At 59.6% G+C, this 16856-nt stretch carries 16 protein-coding genes; 11 read left to right on the plus strand and 5 right to left on the minus strand.

All coding sequences use genetic code 11. The features are described 5' to 3' along the window. Nucleotides 1-49: 49 nt before the first annotated feature. The 6 genes from gcvP to AC3CHX_RS10220 all read left to right on the plus strand — a co-directional run bounded on the left by gcvP (nucleotide 50) and on the right by AC3CHX_RS10220 (nucleotide 7456). Complete coding sequence (gene gcvP / locus AC3CHX_RS10195) at nucleotides 50-2920, plus strand: aminomethyl-transferring glycine dehydrogenase (RefSeq protein WP_488643898.1); 2871 nt, start codon at nucleotides 50-52, stop codon at nucleotides 2918-2920. A 41-nt stretch (nucleotides 2921-2961) separates the two neighbouring features. Beyond that, on the plus strand, nucleotides 2962-4341 hold the full coding sequence (locus tag AC3CHX_RS10200; protein ID WP_488643899.1) for an L-serine ammonia-lyase: 1380 nt from the start codon (nucleotides 2962-2964) through the stop codon (nucleotides 4339-4341). Nucleotides 4342-4392: 51 nt separating this feature from the next. Next, nucleotides 4393-5517: a glycine cleavage system aminomethyltransferase GcvT gene (gcvT, locus tag AC3CHX_RS10205; RefSeq protein ID WP_488643900.1), complete on the plus strand. Its 1125-nt coding sequence runs from the start codon at nucleotides 4393-4395 to the stop codon at nucleotides 5515-5517. A gap of 25 nt (nucleotides 5518-5542) precedes the next feature. Then, nucleotides 5543-6535 (plus strand): lipoyl synthase, encoded by a 993-nt coding sequence (gene lipA / locus AC3CHX_RS10210; RefSeq protein WP_488643901.1) that lies wholly within the window; start codon nucleotides 5543-5545, stop codon nucleotides 6533-6535. A 108-nt stretch (nucleotides 6536-6643) separates the two neighbouring features. After that, the gene (locus tag AC3CHX_RS10215; protein WP_488643902.1) at nucleotides 6644-6985 is read left to right on the plus strand and encodes a zinc ribbon domain-containing protein YjdM; all 342 of its coding nucleotides are present in this window, start codon (nucleotides 6644-6646) and stop codon (nucleotides 6983-6985) included. A 63-nt stretch (nucleotides 6986-7048) separates the two neighbouring features. Continuing rightward, a complete protein-coding gene (locus tag AC3CHX_RS10220) occupies nucleotides 7049-7456 on the plus strand; it encodes a hypothetical protein (protein WP_488643903.1) in 408 nt (135 codons plus the stop codon). Nucleotides 7457-7489: 33 nt separating this feature from the next. Here the strand turns inward: AC3CHX_RS10220 and ltaE are convergent, their stop codons facing one another. Then, complete coding sequence (ltaE, locus tag AC3CHX_RS10225; RefSeq protein WP_488643904.1) at nucleotides 7490-8521, minus strand: low-specificity L-threonine aldolase; 1032 nt, start codon at nucleotides 8519-8521, stop codon at nucleotides 7490-7492. Between the two features lie 109 nt (nucleotides 8522-8630). Here ltaE and AC3CHX_RS10230 point away from each other — a divergent pair, with 109 nt between their 5' ends. Next, nucleotides 8631-10064: an aminotransferase-like domain-containing protein gene (locus AC3CHX_RS10230; protein ID WP_488643905.1), complete on the plus strand. Its 1434-nt coding sequence runs from the start codon at nucleotides 8631-8633 to the stop codon at nucleotides 10062-10064. Nucleotides 10065-10140: 76 nt separating this feature from the next. On the opposite strand, the gene AC3CHX_RS10235 is transcribed toward AC3CHX_RS10230, so the two are convergent. Then, the gene (locus AC3CHX_RS10235) at nucleotides 10141-10422 is read right to left on the minus strand and encodes a hypothetical protein (RefSeq protein WP_488643906.1); all 282 of its coding nucleotides are present in this window, start codon (nucleotides 10420-10422) and stop codon (nucleotides 10141-10143) included. Nucleotides 10423-10504: 82 nt separating this feature from the next. Next, nucleotides 10505-10969, minus strand: coding sequence for a Spy/CpxP family protein refolding chaperone (locus AC3CHX_RS10240; protein ID WP_488643907.1), 465 nt, complete (start codon nucleotides 10967-10969; stop codon nucleotides 10505-10507). A gap of 297 nt (nucleotides 10970-11266) precedes the next feature. On the opposite strand from AC3CHX_RS10240, the gene AC3CHX_RS10245 reads away from it, so the two are divergent. Continuing rightward, nucleotides 11267-11596, plus strand: coding sequence for a BON domain-containing protein (locus AC3CHX_RS10245; RefSeq protein WP_488643908.1), 330 nt, complete (start codon nucleotides 11267-11269; stop codon nucleotides 11594-11596). 161 nt (nucleotides 11597-11757) lie between these two features. Beyond that, nucleotides 11758-12513, plus strand: a complete 756-nt coding sequence (locus tag AC3CHX_RS10250; protein WP_488643909.1) for a MipA/OmpV family protein — start codon at nucleotides 11758-11760, stop codon at nucleotides 12511-12513. A gap of 1 nt (nucleotide 12514) precedes the next feature. Here the strand turns inward: AC3CHX_RS10250 and AC3CHX_RS10255 are convergent, their stop codons facing one another. Beyond that, a complete protein-coding gene (locus AC3CHX_RS10255; protein ID WP_488643910.1) occupies nucleotides 12515-13276 on the minus strand; it encodes an ABC transporter permease in 762 nt (253 codons plus the stop codon). Beyond that, nucleotides 13273-14199, minus strand: coding sequence for an ABC transporter ATP-binding protein (locus AC3CHX_RS10260; RefSeq protein ID WP_488643911.1), 927 nt, complete (start codon nucleotides 14197-14199; stop codon nucleotides 13273-13275). Before AC3CHX_RS10260 ends, AC3CHX_RS10255 begins: the two co-directional genes overlap by 4 nt. Nucleotides 14200-14621: 422 nt before the next feature. Between AC3CHX_RS10260 and AC3CHX_RS10265 the strand changes: the two genes are divergently transcribed. Together AC3CHX_RS10265 and AC3CHX_RS10270 are read left to right on the plus strand one after the other, a co-directional pair. After that, nucleotides 14622-16022, plus strand: a complete 1401-nt coding sequence (locus AC3CHX_RS10265) for an NfeD family protein (protein ID WP_488643912.1) — start codon at nucleotides 14622-14624, stop codon at nucleotides 16020-16022. A gap of 2 nt (nucleotides 16023-16024) precedes the next feature. Then, complete coding sequence (locus AC3CHX_RS10270) at nucleotides 16025-16801, plus strand: slipin family protein (RefSeq protein ID WP_488643913.1); 777 nt, start codon at nucleotides 16025-16027, stop codon at nucleotides 16799-16801. Nucleotides 16802-16856 lie beyond the last annotated feature (55 nt).

Raw genomic sequence — 16856 nt, forward strand, 5'->3', positions numbered from 1 at the left:
CATCGATTCGAATTCACATTTACACAAGACAGCATTGCGAGAGGACACCATGGCGCAGATACGGCCAGCGTTTGAAGATTTATTGCAGCATACGGATTTTGTTGGCAGGCATATCGGGCCGGGCGAAGCGGACCAGCAAAACATGCTTGCCGCGCTGGGCTACGAGTCAATTGACGCATTGATCAAAAATGTGGTGCCGGCGGCGATTCTGTCCGACGCACCACTGAATCTCGGCAGCGCCCTGAATGAAGTAGAGACGCTGGAAGCGCTACGCACCATCGCGGAGAAGAATCAGGTATTCAAGTCGTATATCGGGATGGGCTATTACAACTGTCATACGCCAACCGTCATTCTGCGCAATCTGCTCGAAAACCCCGGCTGGTATACCGCCTATACGCCGTATCAGCCGGAGATATCGCAAGGCCGCCTGGAAGCGCTGCTGAATTTCCAGACCATGGTGTCCGATCTGACCGGGATGGAGATCGCCAACGCCTCGTTGCTCGATGAAGCGACTGCGGCGGCCGAGGCCATGACGTTCTGCCAGCGGGTATCGAAAAGCAAGAGCACGACTTTCTTTGTCTCCCAGGATTGCTATCCGCAAACCATCGATGTGGTGCGCACCCGTGCGGCGCCGATCGGTATCAACGTCGTGGTGGGCGACCACCTTACTGCGCTGGACGGCCTGGAGTGTTTCGGCGTGCTGTTGCAGTATCCGGTACTCAGCGGCGGGATTCACGATTATGCGCGCACGGTTGCCAGCGCGCACAGCAAGGACGCGCTGGTTGTCGTCGCCGCCGATTTGCTGGCGCTGACGCTGTTGACGCCTCCCGCGGAATTTGGCGCCGATGTCGCCATCGGTTCTTCACAACGTTTCGGCGTACCGCTCGGTTACGGCGGTCCGCATGCGGCGTACTTTGCAACCAAGGATGTGCATAAGCGGCTGATGCCAGGGCGCGTGGTCGGGGTCTCGATCGACAGTCGCGGCGACAAGGCGTATCGCCTTGCGATGCAGACCCGGGAGCAGCATATCCGGCGTGAAAAAGCCACCAGCAACATTTGTACGGCGCAGGTGCTGCTGGCGAATATCGCCAGCATGTACGCGGTGTATCACGGGCCGCAAGGGCTGAAAACCATCGCGCAACGCGTGCATCGCCTGACCGCTACGTTTGCCGCCGGCCTGGGCCAGCTCGACTATGAGGTGTTGACGCCGAATTTCTTTGACACCATCACGGTACGCACCGTCGGCCACACGCAGGCGATACACGCCGCGGCGCGCGCCCAGGCGATCAATCTGCGCACTGTGGCAGCCGATCAGGTCGGCATTTCCTTCGACGAGACCACTACCGCCGACGAAGTCGAAACGCTATGGCGCATTTTTGCCGCCAAGGGCCAACCGGCACTCTCATTCGCGACAGTTGAAGCCGCTGTCGACGACCGGATCCCGCCGGCGCTGACCCGCACCAGCGACTTCCTGACGCATCCTGTATTCAATAGCCATCACTCCGAAACGCAAATGATGCGCTACCTGCGGGCCTTGGCCGACAAGGACCTGGCGCTTGACCGCACCATGATTCCGCTCGGCTCCTGCACGATGAAACTCAACGCGACGACCGAAATGATTCCGGTCACGTGGAAGGAATTCAGCGCGATACATCCATTCGCGCCGCTCGAGCAGGCGCAGGGATATCAGCAACTGGTGAGCGAGCTGGAACAGATGCTGTGCGTCTGTACCGGCTACGACGCGGTGTCGCTGCAGCCGAATGCCGGATCGCAAGGTGAATATGCGGGGCTGCTGGCTATCCGCGCCTATCATCAAAGTCGCGGCGAGGGACAGCGCGATGTCTGCCTGATCCCCAGCTCCGCTCACGGCACCAATCCGGCCACCGCCCACATGGCGGGGATGAAGGTGGTGGTCGTGCGCTGCGACGACCACGGCAACGTTGATGTCGCCGACCTGAAAGCCAAGGCCGACCAGCATGCGGCGGATCTTGCCGCGCTGATGATCACTTACCCTTCGACCCACGGTGTGTTCGAACAGGCGATTCGCGAAATTTGCGACATCATCCATGCGCACGGCGGCCAGGTGTATATCGACGGTGCGAATATGAATGCGATGGTCGGCCTCTGCGCGCCCGGCAAATTCGGCGGCGACGTATCGCATCTGAATCTGCACAAAACATTTTGCATCCCGCATGGCGGCGGCGGCCCTGGCGTCGGTCCGATCGGCGTGAAAGCCCATCTGGCGCCGTTCCTGCCGGGACACCGGATGCTCGAAACCGGTATTGCACCGGTCGCCGCTGCACCGTGGGGCAGCGCGAATATCCTGCCGATCAGCTGGGCCTATATCACGCTGATGGGAAGCGGCGGCCTGAAGCAGGCCAGCCAGCTGGCGATCCTGAATGCCAACTATATCGCCCACAGCCTGGCGCCGCATTACCCGATTCTGTACGCGGGCAAGGACGGCATCGTTGCCCATGAGTGCATCATCGATCTGCGGCCGTTGAAAGACAAGACCGGGATCACCGTTGATGACGTTGCGAAACGTCTTATCGATTTCGGTTTCCATGCCCCGACGATGTCGTTTCCGGTCGCCGGGACGTTAATGATCGAACCGACCGAAAGCGAGTCCAAAGAGGAGCTGGATCGTTTTTGCGCAGCGATGATCGCGATCCGGCATGAAATCCAGGAAGTCGAAGACGAACGTATCACGGCCGCAAACAGCCCGCTCAGGCATGCCCCGCACACGGCAATGGATCTGACCGGGGAGTGGGATCGTTTGTACACGCGTGAGCAAGCGGTATTCCCGGTGGCGTCGCTCAGGAAAAACAGCAAATATTGGCCGCCGGTCGGGCGTGTGGATAACGTGTATGGCGACCGTAACCTGGTCTGCTCATGCCCACCCATCTCCGATTACGAATGAGCTGAAAGTTCGCATCGCATTGCCTGCAGGAGTGTCGGAAAATGGCCATCAGCATATTTGAATTATTCAAGATCGGCATCGGCCCCTCGAGTTCGCATACGGTGGGACCGATGCGGGCGGCGCTATTGTTCGTCAGCGGTTTGAAGGAAAACGGCTTGCTGGCACGTACGCATACGGTCAAGGCCGAGCTGTATGGCTCGCTCGGTGCAACCGGCAAAGGCCATGGCAGCGACAAGGCGGTCCTGCTGGGGCTGCTCGGCGAAACACCGGACCTGGTCGATATCGAAACGATTGCCGACAAGCTGGCGCAGATCCGCAGCACCGCAAGCATCAATTTGCTCGGGCAGAAGCAAGTTGCCTTTATCGAGAAAGAACATTTGTTGCTGTATCGGCAGCGCACGCTGCCTTACCACCCCAACGGGATGCGTTTTACGGCGTTCGATAGCGACAATGCCGAACTTGCCAACAAAGTCTATTACTCGGTCGGCGGCGGCTTCGTCGTCAATGAAAATGCCGCCGGCCAGGATCGCATCGTGTCGGATACCACCACACTGCCGTATCCGTTCCACAGCGGAGCGGAGCTGCTGGCCCTGTGCCACGCCAATCAGTTCTCGGTCAGCCAGTTGATGCTGGAGAACGAGAAGGTGTGGCGTTCCGACGAGCAGATCCGGAGCGGACTGCTGAATATCTGGCAGGTAATGCAGGATTGCGTGAAACGCGGCTGTGCCAAAGAAGGCGTTCTTCCAGGCCCGATGCAAGTACGGCGCCGCGCCGCCGAGTGGTATCGCAAGCTATCGACCCAGCCGGAAATCAGTCTGCGCGACCCGTTGACGACGCTCGACTGGGTCAACCTGTATGCCTTGGCCGTGAATGAAGAAAATGCGGCGGGCGGACGCGTGGTGACGGCACCGACCAACGGCGCGGCCGGGATTGTTCCGGCGGTGCTGCATTACTACCACCGCTTTGTTCCAGGTGCGAACGACGACGGCGTTGTACGTTTCCTGCTGACCGCAGCGGCGATCGGGATTCTGTACAAGGAGAACGCATCGATCTCCGGTGCGGAAGTCGGTTGCCAGGGGGAAGTCGGCGTCGCCTGTTCGATGGCCGCCGGTGCGCTGGCCGAGGTGATGGGCGGCACACCGGCGCAGGTCGAAAATGCAGCCGAAATCGGCATGGAGCACAACCTGGGACTGACTTGCGATCCGATCGGCGGACTGGTGCAGGTGCCTTGCATCGAGCGCAATGCGATGGGCTCGGTGAAGGCGATCAACGCGGCGCGGATGGCGTTGCGCGGCGATGGCAGGCACTTTGTTTCGCTCGACAATGTGATCAAGACCATGCGCGACACCGGCGCCGACATGAAAACAAAATACAAGGAAACGTCACGGGGCGGGCTCGCCGTCAACGTGATCGAGTGCTGACATGCTGCTGAGACGTTGGCCTGTTCCGATTAAATAAACAAGGACACTTTTATGGATACCACCACACAAGCGCTTGCCCGCACCCCGTTGTATGACCTGCATCTGGAGCTGGGCGCGAAGATGGTGCCCTTTGCCGGCTATCAGATGCCGGTGCAGTACCCGACCGGCGTACTCAAGGAGCACAGCCACACGCGCACGCGTGCGGGCCTGTTCGACGTCTCGCATATGGGGCAGGTGCGCCTGACCGGAAAACATGCCGCGGCTGCGCTGGAAAGCCTGGTGCCGGTCGATATCCTCGACCTTCCAGTGAATGCACAGCGGTATGCGGTATTTACCGATGAGAACGGCGGGATACTCGACGATCTGATGGTGGCGAATGGCGGCGACCACCTGTTCGTGGTGGTCAACGCCGCCTGCAAACAACAAGACCTGGCGCATATGCAAAAGCATCTGTCGGACCGTTGCGTAGTCGAAGAACTGAGCGAGCGCGCATTGCTGGCGTTGCAGGGGCCGGAGGCGGCGACTGTCATGGCGCGCCTGGCGCCTCACACCGCACAGATGATATTCATGCACACGGCCGTCGCCACGCTGGCCGGCGCCGAATGTTTCATCAGCCGCTCCGGTTACACCGGCGAAGACGGTTTCGAGATATCCGTGCCGAACGATCGGGCTGAAGCGCTGGCGCGACTGCTGCTGGCGCAGCCCGAGGTCGCGCCTATCGGCCTGGGCGCGCGGGACTCGTTGCGGCTGGAGGCGGGACTCTGCCTGTACGGCCACGATATGGACGTTAACACGACGCCGGTAGAAGCAAGTCTGGCGTGGGCGCTCTCCAAAGTGCGTCGCGTCGAGGGTGCGCGGGCCGGCGGCTATCCGGGCGCGGACATCATCTTGCGCCAGCTGGCCGAAGGCGTTGCACGCAAACGGGTCGGCCTGCTGCCGCAAGATCGGATGCCGGTGCGCGAGGGGGCCGAACTGGTCGATGCGAATGGCAGCGTGGTCGGCCAGGTCACAAGCGGTGGCTTCGGCCCGACAGTCGGCGCACCGGTGGCGATGGGCTACGTAGACCTGGCCCATGCCAGTCCCGGCACGGCGCTGCAAGCGATCGTGCGCGGCAAACCGGTCCCGGTGCTCGTTGCCAAGACACCTTTCACGCCGCAACGCTATTACCGCGGCTAAGGTATTTCAACAACAGGGCGCAAGAATGTCCGATAGTGGAGAAGCGATGAGTGAACCGAAGCTGGCACAGCGTCCGGTAGAAGCGGGCAAAAAACTGCGCGGCGCAGAAAAAATGGCGCGTATTCCGATCAAGATCATCCCCACCGAACCGGCGCAATACCTGCGCAAACCGGCCTGGATCCGGGCCGAATTCACCGGTACGCGCGAAGTGCTGCGCCTGAAAGAGATACTGCGCGAAAATCATTTGCATACGGTGTGCGAAGAAGCGAATTGTCCGAACATCGGAGAGTGTTTCAAGAGCGGCACCGCGACCTTCATGATCATGGGCGATATCTGCACCAGGCGCTGTCCGTTTTGCGACGTCGGTCACGGCCGGCCGAATCCGCTGGATACGGAAGAACCGCAGAACCTGGCGCGGACGATCAAGGCGATGGGGCTGTCCTACGTCGTGATCACTTCGGTCGATCGGGACGACTTGCGCGATGGCGGCGCCGCGCATTTCGTTGACTGTATTCAACAGACGCGCGACCTGAGTCCCGGGATCAAGATCGAGATTCTGACACCCGATTTCCGCGGCCGCGTCGATGTCGCCCTCGATATCCTGGGGCAGGCGCCGCCGGATGTTTTCAACCATAACCTGGAAACGATTCCGCGCCTTTACCGCGAGGCCCGTCCCGGCGCCGACTACAGCAACTCGCTGGTGCTGTTGCAGCGCTTCAAGCAGCGCCACCCGCAGGTAGCGACGAAATCCGGGCTGATGCTGGGCTTGGGTGAGACGCTGGAAGAGATCGAAATGGTCATGCAGGACCTGCGCGCCCATCAGGTCGACATGTTGACACTTGGCCAGTACCTGCAACCGAGCCCGCACCACCTTCCGGTTGCACGCTATGTCACACCGGCGGAATTCGAGGCGTTGCGCATCACAGCCATCAAGCTGGGCTTCTCACGCGTCGCCTCCGGCCCTATGGTGCGTTCTTCATACCACGCTGACTTGCAGTCAGGTCTTATGGACGCATAGTTTGCTAGCCTGGTTTGTGTGCAGCGCTGCTGTAGCGTATCAACAGGAAGGAAGGCGGTATACTGCCTTCCTTTTTACGGCTATCGCCTTACTCGAAAGAACGACACCATGAGCGCTCTACCAGCATGCCCAAAATGCAATTCTGAATTTACCTACGCAGACGGCAACCTTTACATTTGCCCCGAGTGTGCCCATGAATGGCCTGTGCACGCCGCCGAGTCTGCTGAAGACGGCGTCAAGGTCTACCGCGACTCAGCGGGCAATGTGTTGCAGGACGGCGATACAGTCAGTGTGATCAAGGACCTGAAATTGAAAGGGTCTGCGGGAGTCGTCAAAATGGGTACCAAGGTCAAGAACATTCGCCTGGTTGACGGCGACCACGACATTGACTGCAAAATCGATGGTTTCGGGGCCATGAGCCTGAAATCGGAGTTTGTCAAGAAAGTGTGAATTTGCAGGGGATCGATGTAAGATTTCCGTCACGTTACGATAAAGATCCGCAGTGTGATCCCTATGTCCCAAGCTATCCCCGTTCCGATCCGCAAGGAGTGCCCGCCCGGTGCCTGCACCTGCGATCGGGGCGACCTGTTGAATGACCCTTGCGGCGATCTTCGCATACTGAGGTTGACAGCCGAGGATGAGAAAAGACTCATTGCGCGCATTGAAAGTATTATCAGCTATGCCGACTTGCGGCATATCGAAGAACGCATGCAGGCACAGCTGGGCATTGTCCTTCAGATTACGCCAAGTATTCGCGAAGTACGCACAGCACGCGGCCTTAGCATCCGGCTGGCGGAACGCCCCGGGCTTTGCAGGAAGACGCGACAATCCATTCCCGCCGCCATTCGCAGGTGTCTCGAGAAGAATCCGGACATTGTGTATGCCATTCTTAACGCGCACGATCTTCTTGGCGCCGGCTAAACCAGGGTGCCGGCGCGTCGCCTCAGCGCGACTTTACCGTCCGCCAAAGAAGTCACGCACGACGGCGAGCGCAGCCTCGACGGCGTCCGCGGAGACGTCCAGGTGGGTAACCCAGCGCTGCTGGGTCGCGCCATACGCAGACGTGAGCCCAATGCCGTGCGCGGCCAGGTGCTCGGCAAACGCCGCCGCCATCTCCGCGGCGACATTCACGAAGACGATATTCGTGTCGGGCGCTGACACGGTCAGTCCCTCGAAAGTCGACAAGCCATGCGCGAGGGTCTTGGCATTGGCGTGATCTTCCGCCAGCCGATCCACGTTGTGTTCCAGAGCATACAGTCCCGCCGCCGCGATGATGCCGGCCTGCCGCATGCCGCCGCCGAGCATCTTGCGCAGCCGCCTCGCCTGTGCGATAAACGGTGCAGAGCCGACCAGAACGGACCCGACCGGTGCGCCCAGTCCCTTCGACAGACAGACCGATACGGAATCGAACGGTGTCGCCAGCGTCGCCACCGAAACGTCCAGCATGGCCGCCGCGTTGAACAGGCGCGCGCCGTCCAGATGGCAGGCCAGCCCATGCCGGCGCGCGAGCGCCGTGGCCGCGTCGACGTAGGCCACGGGCAGAACCTTCCCGCCAGTGGTGTTTTCGAGGGCGAGCAGGCGGGTGCGTGCGAAGTGCGGATCGTCCGGCTTGATGGCATCCTCGATGTCGGCCAGCAGCAGCGTGCCGTCGGCCTGATTGTTCAACGGCTGCGGCTGGATGCTGCCGAGCACTGCGGCGCCGCCCGCTTCCCAGCGATAGCAGTGGGCCTTCTGGCCGACGATATACTCGTCGCCGCGCGCGCAATGCGACATCAGCGCGATAAGGTTCGCCTGCGTGCCCGACGGCAGAAACAGGGCAGCTTCCTTGCTGAGCATTGCGGCCGCCGTCTGTTCCAGTCGATTGACGGTCGGATCGTCGCCGAAGACATCGTCGCCCACTTCGGCTGCGGCCATTGCGGCGCGCATTGCAGGGCCTGGCCGGGTGACGGTGTCGCTACGGAAGTCGTGTCGGATTGCAATATTCATCGGATCTCCTTGAAATTAGCGCCCATCTTGGCACTCCGCCCGCCGCAAATCTATACACAACAGCGGCGAATCTGTAACATAACAGATCCTTCCCGACGAAACCAACAGCATGCAGACAGCGCAACCCGCAGTGCCACGTTACAAGCGACTCGCTCAGCAACTGTGGGACGGAATTGTGCAGGCCGGACTGGGCGAGGGCAGTCGGATACCGTCCGTGCGTACGCTGTCGGTGCAACACGGCGTGAGCCTCACCACCGCGCTGCAAGCCTTGCGCTGGCTGGAGACCCAGGGGCACATTCAGGCCCGCCCGCGCTCCGGGTACTTCGTCGCCGGGCGTTCAAAACGCCTGGAGGAAGCGCGGCCGGCAAGGTGGCCGAATCCGCCTCCCGAACTCGATCCTCAAGCCCGCGATCATCTAGCGATGGTGGGCGCACCCTGCGCGGTGCGCCTGGACCTCGCAGTCGCGGAACCGGCGCTGTATCCGGTCGACAAGCTGAGCGTGTTGCTGCGCCGGCACGCCTATCAGCATCCCGACCTGGTCGGCGCGCATGTCCGGGGAACGGGACACCCCGAGCTCCGGCGCGAGATCACGCGTCAGGCAATGCAGTACCGCTGCGAGCTCGATCCGGACGAACTGATCGTGACCAACGGTTGCATCGAAGCGCTGAACCTCGCGCTCAGGGCCGTAACGCAGCCCGGCGATGTCGTGGCCGTGGAGTCGCCGACGTATTTCGTGTTGCTGCAAATTTTGCGGGCACTGGAACTGCGCGTGCTGCCGATCCCGTGCCGGGACGGCACCGGGATGGACCTCGACGCACTCAAAAGCGGACTCGACCAGATGCCGGTCAAAGCGGTTGTCACGATCGCCAATGCCAACAATCCGGTCGGCAGCGTCGCGTCCGACGCGGACAAGGCGGCGCTTGTCCGCCTGCTACAGGAACGCGCCATTCCGTTGATCGAGGACGATATTTTCGGAGACGTCTGTTTTGACGAACCGCGCCCGCGTCCGGCACGCGCCTTCGATACCACGGGCAATGTGCTTCTCTGCGGCGGTTTCTCGAAGAGCCTGTGCCCCGGCTTGCGGCTCGGCTGGATCGCGGCGGGACGGTTTAGCGAAAAAGTGCGGGCATTGAAGTACACGACCAGCATGGCCACGGCCGAACTGCAGCAGGTTGCGGTCGCCGAGATGCTCTCCAGCGGCGGCTACGCTTTGCATCTGCGGCGGCTCAAAGGAGCGTTGCAGCGCCAGCAGATGGCACTGCGCGATGCCGTCCTCCGTCACTTTCCTGAAGGAACCGAAGTGAGCAGCCCACGCGGTGGCTTCGTGCTTTGGGTAAAGTTGCCCGCCATCGGCGCCATCCCCGTCAGTACGCGCCCTATGTTCGAGCAGGCGCGCGCCGACGGCATCGGTTTTGCCCCTGGACATCTGTTCGGCCAGGACGGCGCCTACGATGATTGCTTACGGTTGAACGCCGGTTATCGGTGGGGGAACGACCTTGAAGTCGCCATACAGCGTCTCGGTGCGATTTCATCCGCTGTGTGAGGGGCGGACAGTAACGTCGCCCGTTGAATAAAATTCAAAGCCAGCGGGCGACAGCTGGCTTTGGACCTGGGGACGCCTACCGGCGAAAATCAAGCGGAAAAAATAAACTGATGCCGGGTGACTGCGGTGGCGCATAGTACACAGGCGGCGGGACGTAGACGGGTTGCTCATAATTATAGGGGTGCCGATACTCAGGCCGGTACCCTTGGTCGCCGCGATCGCCATGCCGGCGCTCACCCCTGTCATGCCTGTTGTCTCTTGCAGCGGCTGCCGTCGATAGGGACAGACCGCCGATCAGCGACGCCAGGGCGAGTACCATCACGACCTTGTACCTGGTCTGCCGTATTGAGGATTTCATTGTGACCTCCTGTTCTGGGATGCTTGCTGCGATGACGAACCACGGGCCGGGGTGCCTGATCCAGGCAAAACCGTACTCGTGGTCATTTGCCCTTCGACATCTTGTGGTCATGCTCACGAGCGCCATGGCGGAAAAATTCATCCGCTTCCTTTTTTTGTGTGTCCGACATGCTGGCATAAAGGTCGGCAAACACCGGGGTCAGTTTCTTGATCCCGTTCGCGTGGGCATCGGTGATCTCGCCGTAGGATTTGAGATCGTCGACAGCGGTCATATCCTTGGCATGATCAGCCCTTGCCTTGACAAGGGCGTCCATGGTTTTCGCATCGTCGCGCATGACCTCGGCAACCTTGCCCCACTTTGCTTCCTGTGCCGCCGTGATCTTGAGCTTGGCGTGCATGTCCTTGATCCGCAGTTCGGCGCGATCCTCGTGTGCATCCTTGCCGGCCGCAAGCACCACCCCCGGTGCGAAAACCAGGGTAGCGAGCAGAGTCGCCACTGCAATAAGACGCGCGCTTGTATAAGTGAATTGATTGCCGCTTAGTTTCATTTTTGTTCTCCAGGTCGGTTCAAGTTTTCGCGTCTCCGCCAATTCCGGGGAGTGCCATTCGAAGCGCCATTATTTCCATTTTTCCAGCGGCGCTCTGTTCGTTAGCATACATACAGGCGAGAAAAAGTAAAGGGGGAGAGAAAATTCAACTACACTCCAAAAAGTGTTCCGGATCTTGCCGACGCAGTGCAGATTTCGCGCGGGAGCCTGGAAAACCTATGTGCGTCAGCGAACAGACCTTCTTTAAAGGCAACTGGATCATTCGTACTTCCATCTTCTCCAAAGAAAGGACAGACCATGAAAATCAAACTCGCGACAAGCTGTTTCGTCATTGCTACCTTACTGGGCTCCGTTGCGGCCCATGCCGCCGATGCAGACTCGGACCGTGCGCACCCCATGACATTCGTCAAGGACTCGGTAGTAACGACCAAGATCAAGACCAAGCTGGCCGCACAAAAGATCGACAGTCTGGTGCATCTCAAGGTGGATACCGACCGCAAGGGCGCGGTGGTTTTGCGCGGAAAAGTCAGAACCCGGGAAGAGGCAGACAAAGCCGTCTCAATTGCGCGCGAGACCGAAGGCGTGACTTCGGTCAAGAGCAAGATTCAAATCAGGAAGGGTGATTAGGGTTCTGGTTCAAAAACCAGATGCGTCCGGCGCACATCTTATGCCCGCGCCGGCCCTTGATTTATTTGTCAGCCAAAAAAAGAAAGTCCTAACGCGGAGCCTAAACGCAAATGAATACTGCCCAACCTGTATTTCGACCGCTCTCAGCCGGGATCCGGTCCGTGACATTCGCTTTCGGTTTGATGGTGCCGCTGGTCGCTTTTGCAGAACTTTCTGATGAGTCGCTGATCGGTCCCGGCCTGCGCTCGCGGCCGGCATACGATGGTTCGGCTTCTCAACACGGCGAGTTGGTCCCGGTTGTCCGATACCTCGGCCAGCCCTGGTTCGTGCGCTCGACCCAGGGAGTACTCGAGGGCGGTGTCCGGATGGAGCTTGCACCTGGACTCCATGCCGGCGCCCAACTTGCCTACGAGCCAGGGCGCAAGACGAGTGAATCCGATTTTCTCAAGAATCACAACGTCCCGGATGTCGACCCTGGAGCGTCGGTCGGCGTGCATCTCGAATGGGACCACCAGTTCGGTCCCGTGCCGATAGCGCTGCTCGCGCGGGTGCGGCAGAACACCGACGCCGATCGCGGCGCCCAGGCCGACCTCCGCCTCAGCGCTGGTGTATTTCGCAGCGGACGCGTCGGCGCGGGCATATTTACGCAGGGGACGTGGGCGAATGCGAAATCAACCGGCTCTCTCTATGGCATTGCGCCGCAGGAGTCGGCCGCCACGGGCTTGCCGGCGTTCCATGCAGGAAGCGGCTGGTTGTTTTCAAGCGTCGGGCTGCTCTGGTCGGTCGACCTGAGCCGGGATTGGATTGTGGTCGGCAGCATGGAGTCGCGGCACCTGCGCGGCGACGCTGCGCGCAGTCCGCTGGCGGAGCGCGCATCGAATTACTATGCGAGCGCGGGTCTCGCCTATCGCTTTTGAATTAAAACTTGAGTCGGTATCCGGTCCTGAAGATCCATGCCACGATCGCGAGGAAGACCGCCAGAAACACTACGGTCATGGTGAGGCTGACCGCAATACTCACATCGGCATTGCCGTAGAAGCTCCAGCGGAATCCGCTGATCAGGTAAACCACCGGGTTGAACAGGCTGATCGTGTGCCAGACCGGCGGCAGCATCTTGATTGAGTAGAAGCTGCCGCCGAGGAAGGTCAGTGGCGTGATGATCAGCATTGGAACAAGTTGAAGTTTCTCGAAATTGTCGGCCCAGATACCGATGATGAAACCGAACAGGCTGAAGGTCACGGCCGTGAGTATGAGGAACAGGACCATCCAGATGGGATGCGACACATGCAGCGGAACGAAGAGCCCCGCCGTGGCTAAAATGATCAGGCCGAGAAGTATCGATTTCGTCGCGGCGGCCCCGACATAGCTCAGCACGATCTCCCGATACGACACCGGCGCCGACAGTAGCTCATAGATTGTTCCGGTGAACTTGGGGAAGTAGATGCCAAATGAGGCATTGGAGATGCTTTGCGTAAGCAACGACAACATGACCAGTCCCGGGACGATGAATGCGCCATAGCTGATACCGTCGATCTGGGCGATGCGCGAGCCTATCGCGGCGCCGAAGACGACAAAATACAGCGACGTCGAGATCACCGGGGCGACGATACTCTGCAGCACGGTCCGCCCGGCGCGCGCCATCTCGAACATATACATTGCGCGGATTGCGTGGATGTTCATTGTTCGTCCTTTATCAGGTTGACGAAAATATTTTCAAGCGAACTCTGCGTGGTCTGAATATCCTTGAATTCGATACCCCCTTCGCTCAGGGCGTTGAGCAGCGAAATGATGGTGACGCGTTCACCATCGGTTTCGTAGGTATAGATCAACTGACTGCCGTCGCTCGATAGATTCAGTTTGTAGGCGGCAAGTTCGGACGGGATGCGCTCGAGCGGTCTCTCCAGTTGCAGCGTCAGCAGTTTCTTGCCAAGTTTCCGCATGAGTTTTTCCTTGTCTTCGATCAGGATGATCTCGCCGTTGCTGATCACGCCGACTCTGTCGGCCATATCTTCGGCCTCGTCAATGTAGTGGGTGGTCAGGATGATGGTCACGCCGCTATCCCTTAGAGAACGCACCAGTTGCCACATGTCGTGCCGCAAGTTGACATCGACGCCGGCCGTCGGCTCGTCGAGAAACAGGATCTGCGGTTCATGCGACAACGCCTTGGCAATGAGCACGCGCCGCTTCATGCCGCCGGACAGGGTCATGATCTTATTATCCTTCTTGTCCCATAACGACAGATCCTTGAGTGTTTTTTCGATGTATGCGGGATTCGCCGGCTTGCCGAACAGTCCGCGGCTGAAGGATACCGTCGCCCACACAGTTTCGAATGCATCGGTGGTCAGTTCCTGTGGCACCAGACCGATCAGGGATCGCGCGGCGCGGAAATCGGTGAGAATGTCGTGCCCATCTACCCGGACCGTTCCCCCGGATATATTCAGGATCCCGCAGATGCAGCTGATCAGCGTAGTCTTGCCAGCGCCGTTTGGACCGAGCAATGCCAGGATTTCTCCACGGCGGATGTCCAGATTGATGTTTTTGAGGGCCTGGTAACCAGAGGCGTAGGTCTTGGAGAGATTTGCTACGGATATGATATTTTGCATGCGCCGATCGATCATAGTAAATGCAGGTGACGCATCTGCTGCGCCGAGGGCCGGATACGGTTCGCGATCCGGGTAACAGGTGGCTATCCGATGATGGTTCAATCAATGGCTTGAACTTGCTTGCTCTTAGCGCATCCGGACTGGATATTGGGTCTTTGTTTCCCAGTTCAATGTCCGGTTGAAATTATCGACCATTTCGGCGTGTTGCCGGTAACAAAATCGTCAGCGCGTGAGGCTTTTGCAATCATGGCCGGCGCAATCTACCGTCGGCGTTTCGGTTCCGCTCCACAAGTCGAGGCCTCTTTCCGGCATACGAAAGCTCTGTTTATAGTTATCCATAAGGCAATTATAAACAGAGCTTTTGTTTATTAAAATTTCTGCAATAATTAAATCACCGTTCCGGTTCAATACTTCGAGCAAACATGCTGAAGTTGCTGAAAATCATGGCAGTGGTGTGCTTCGGGCTCGCCCTGAACTGGGGCCATGCTGCTCCTGTCGTGGTGATACCGCTGACGGGTGCCATAGGCCCGGCAAATGCGGATTTCGTCAGCCGCAGCATTGTGCGTGCCCAAAAAGAGGGAGCGCAACTGATCGTGCTGCGCATGGATACGCCGGGTGGCCTAGATATATCGATGCGACAGATTATCCAGACGATCCTGGCATCGCCGGTACCGGTTGCGGGCTTTGTCGCACCGCCCGGTGCGCGTGCTGCCAGCGCCGGAACTTACATCCTGTACGCCAGCCATATTGCTGCGATGGCACCCGGCACCAATCTGGGTGCCGCCAGCCCGGTGCAGATTGGCATGCCCGATCAAATGGAACCGGAGCAGCCGCAAAAATCGGACAAGAACGCAGCAAAGGGCGGTAAAAGCGCCTCCGCGCCGGAGCTGAAGTCCGACACGCAAAGTACGCTGAGCAGAAAACAGATGCACGATGCGGCGGCGTATATCCGTGGCCTGGCGCAAATGCGCGGACGCAATGCGGTATGGGCGGAGCGTGCAGTGCGCGAGGCGGTCAGCCTCTCGGCTGACGAAGCGCTGACCCAGAAAGTGATCGACATCACCGCGCGTGATGTGCCGGAACTGCTGCTCAAGCTGGATGGCCGCCAGGTCAGCAGCGCGGATAGTGTCGCACACGTGCTGCATACAGCCGGGGCGCCGATAGTCACCATGGAGCCGGATTGGAGAACCAGCTTTCTGGCGGTCATTACCGATCCGAGCATGGCCCTGATCCTTCTGATGGTCGGCATTTACGGCTTGATTTTCGAATTTTCAAACCCGGGCATGGTGCTGCCCGGGGTGGCTGGCGCGATCTGTGTATTGCTGGGCATGTTTGCCTTGCAAATGCTGCCGGTCAACTACGCCGGTCTGGCGTTGATCCTGCTGGGCATCGGTTTGTTGGCGATGGAGGTGTTCCTGCCCACTTTCGGCGTCGTGGGGATAGGCGGCATCGTTGCCTTCGGACTCGGCGCGATGATGCTGATCGACACCGAGTCGCCGGGCTTCGGCATCCCGTTTTCGTTGATTGCGGCGCTGGCAGCCGTGACCGCGCTATTCATCTTCTTCGTCTCCGGCGCGGTGCTGAAATCGCGGCGGCGACCGGTGGTCAGCGGACAGGAAGCCTTGCTCGGCAGTGCCGGCATCATGCTAGGCGATCTGCAACCTGATGCCGCCGCCGGCGAAGGCTGGGCGCGCGTCCATAGCGAGCAATGGCGGGTGCAAAGCACGGTGCCGTTGCAGCAAGGGCAGCAGGTGCGGGTGATCGGGCGTACCGGCCTGGTGTTGACGGTGGTGCCGGTCAAAGGCGTGGAAACAGGAGATTGATCATGGAGTTGACACTCGGATTCGGTGGCATTTTGTTTCTGGCAATTGCGGTGTTAGTGATTTCAGCAGTCCGGATTCTGCGCGAATACGAACGCGGCGTGGTGTTCATGCTGGGCCGCTTCTGGAAAGTCAAGGGGCCGGGCCTGTTTTTGCTGATTCCCGTGGTGCAGCAAATGGTGCGAGTGGATTTGCGCACCGTGGTGTTCGATGTGCCGCCGCAGGACGTGATTACCCGCGACAACGTCTCGGTGAAGGTCAATGCAGTGGTCTATTTCCGGATCGTCGACCCGGAAAAATCGGTGATTCAGGTAGTCAAGTTTTTTGATGCAACCAGCCAGTTGGCGCAGACTACCTTGCGTGCGGTACTTGGCAAGCACGAACTCGATGAACTGCTGTCCGAACGCGAAAGGCTCAACCTCGACATCCAGCGCGTGCTGGATACCCAAACCGATGCCTGGGGCATCAAGGTCTCCACCGTCGAAATAAAACATGTCGATATCAACGAGACAATGATCCGCGCTATCGCCCGGCAAGCGGAGGCCGAACGCGAACGGCGCGCCAAAATCATTCATGCCGAAGGCGAATTGCAGGCCTCGGAAAAACTGCTGCAGGCAGCGCAAATGCTGGCGCAGCAGCCGCAAGCGATGCAGTTGCGGTATCTGCAAACGCTGACCAACATCGCCGGCGACAAGAGTTCGACCATTATCTTTCCGATGCCGATCGATATCTTCACCGTGCTAGCGAATGCGACAGGCGGCAAGGCGCCGGAGCAGTCGTGATCCATGGGGGGCCTATTCCGGCGGCTTGCTGCAAGCATGAGCAAAACGGGCATCT

This window comes from Glaciimonas sp. OK215 (assembly GCF_057787885.1).

Bases quoted from the DNA above. Each gene is read 5' to 3' on its own strand.
- lipA (WP_488643901.1), top strand. From the start codon at position 5,543: ATGTCCGATAGTGGAGAAGCGATGAGTGAACCGAAGCTGGCACAGCGT.
- AC3CHX_RS10235 (WP_488643906.1), bottom strand. From the start codon at position 10,422: ATGAAATCCTCAATACGGCAGACCAGGTACAAGGTCGTGATGGTACTC.
- AC3CHX_RS10200 (WP_488643899.1), top strand. From the start codon at position 2,962: ATGGCCATCAGCATATTTGAATTATTCAAGATCGGCATCGGCCCCTCG.
- AC3CHX_RS10220 (WP_488643903.1), top strand. From the start codon at position 7,049: ATGTCCCAAGCTATCCCCGTTCCGATCCGCAAGGAGTGCCCGCCCGGT.
- gcvT (WP_488643900.1), top strand. From the start codon at position 4,393: ATGGATACCACCACACAAGCGCTTGCCCGCACCCCGTTGTATGACCTG.
- AC3CHX_RS10260 (WP_488643911.1), bottom strand. From the start codon at position 14,199: ATGCAAAATATCATATCCGTAGCAAATCTCTCCAAGACCTACGCCTCT.
- AC3CHX_RS10240 (WP_488643907.1), bottom strand. From the start codon at position 10,969: ATGAAACTAAGCGGCAATCAATTCACTTATACAAGCGCGCGTCTTATT.
- AC3CHX_RS10230 (WP_488643905.1), top strand. From the start codon at position 8,631: ATGCAGACAGCGCAACCCGCAGTGCCACGTTACAAGCGACTCGCTCAG.
- AC3CHX_RS10245 (WP_488643908.1), top strand. From the start codon at position 11,267: ATGAAAATCAAACTCGCGACAAGCTGTTTCGTCATTGCTACCTTACTG.
- AC3CHX_RS10270 (WP_488643913.1), top strand. From the start codon at position 16,025: ATGGAGTTGACACTCGGATTCGGTGGCATTTTGTTTCTGGCAATTGCG.
- ltaE (WP_488643904.1), bottom strand. From the start codon at position 8,521: ATGAATATTGCAATCCGACACGACTTCCGTAGCGACACCGTCACCCGG.
- AC3CHX_RS10215 (WP_488643902.1), top strand. From the start codon at position 6,644: ATGAGCGCTCTACCAGCATGCCCAAAATGCAATTCTGAATTTACCTAC.
- AC3CHX_RS10265 (WP_488643912.1), top strand. From the start codon at position 14,622: ATGCTGAAGTTGCTGAAAATCATGGCAGTGGTGTGCTTCGGGCTCGCC.
- AC3CHX_RS10255 (WP_488643910.1), bottom strand. From the start codon at position 13,276: ATGAACATCCACGCAATCCGCGCAATGTATATGTTCGAGATGGCGCGC.
- gcvP (WP_488643898.1), top strand. From the start codon at position 50: ATGGCGCAGATACGGCCAGCGTTTGAAGATTTATTGCAGCATACGGAT.